This is a genomic window from Marimonas lutisalis (assembly GCF_005434965.1).
GTDB lineage: Bacteria > Pseudomonadota > Alphaproteobacteria > Rhodobacterales > Rhodobacteraceae > Marimonas_A > Marimonas_A lutisalis.
On the sequence record NZ_SKCI01000014.1, the window covers coordinates 1 to 1,064 of the forward strand.

A 1,064-nucleotide genomic window follows, 5' to 3' on the forward strand; every position below is an offset into this window, starting at 1 on the left:
GATATGGCTGGGGCCGACAGGCCTGATCCCGGTCGGGTTGAGCGCCTTGATCGAATAATAACCACGGGTGATGTGATCCATGTTCACTGTCTCCCGTACGCCTGGCCGACGCAGAATGCGCGCGGTGCTGTCAGACTAATTCGAACTCGTCTCTGGCAGGACAGTGACGCTGCCACTTATGCCGCGCAGAGACCACGCCACTCGGCAAGAGCGGCGGTGCGGTTCTGTTTGAAATGATCTCGGCTTGAGAGGCTGCGGTCCTGGTTGAAGTGGTTGAAAACAGAAGAATGCACAGCGGCGAATTTCTGCAGACTTCGCATTCGACGGAAGCGCTGCATTGCCCTTTCTCGTCGTCGGAACGGAAGGTGCGAGTTCTCGACTCTGTTGTTTAGCCAGCGCCCACACGATTGCAGATTGCCGCATCCCATTTCGCGAAGCGCGGCCTTGTATGAAGCAAACCGATCGGTGACCAGCACTTCTGGCTGACCATATCGACGCATCAATTTCCTGAGCATTTTCAATGCGGCGCGCTTGTTGCGCCGCTTTGTGACGACGCTCTCTAGAACCTCGCCTTCGTGATCGACGGCCCGCCAAAGATAGTGGCGCTCACCATTGATCTTCACGAAGACCTCGTCGACATGCCATTGCCATCGCGAAAAAGCGCGTAGCTGCTGCACACGCCGCCGACGGATCTCGGACGCAAACATCGGGCCAAACCGGTTCCACCAGAACCGGATGGTCTCGTGGCTGACGTCGATGCCTCGCTCGTGCAGCAGGTCCTCGACATTGCGGAGTGACAACGGGAAACGCACATAGAGCATCACTGCCAGGCGGATGATCTCGGGGCTGGTTTTGAAGTATTTGAATGGGGAGCGTTTGGTCATGGCAGGAAGCTACGCAAGCCCCCTGCCCGGCTCAAGCAAAGTTCCTCTGACATGACCCATCGCCCTTTCTCGTCGTCGGAATGGCAGATGCGAGTTCTCAACGCGGTTGTTGAGCCAACGGCCACATGATTGGAGATGATCGCAACCCAGATCGCGAAGCGCGGCTTTGTAAGATGGAAA

Annotated in this window: 2 protein-coding genes; both read right to left on the minus strand. The window is 57.0% G+C overall.

Translation table 11 applies throughout. The features are described from left to right. Nucleotides 1-176: 176 nt before the first annotated feature. On the minus strand, nucleotides 177-884 hold the full coding sequence (locus tag E0501_RS21040) for an IS6 family transposase (RefSeq protein ID WP_137703376.1): 708 nt from the start codon (nucleotides 882-884) through the stop codon (nucleotides 177-179). Then, on the minus strand, nucleotides 881-1,064 hold a 184-nt coding region (locus tag E0501_RS21425), incomplete at its 5' end, for a hypothetical protein (protein WP_205123535.1). The genes E0501_RS21040 and E0501_RS21425, both read right to left, overlap by 4 nt.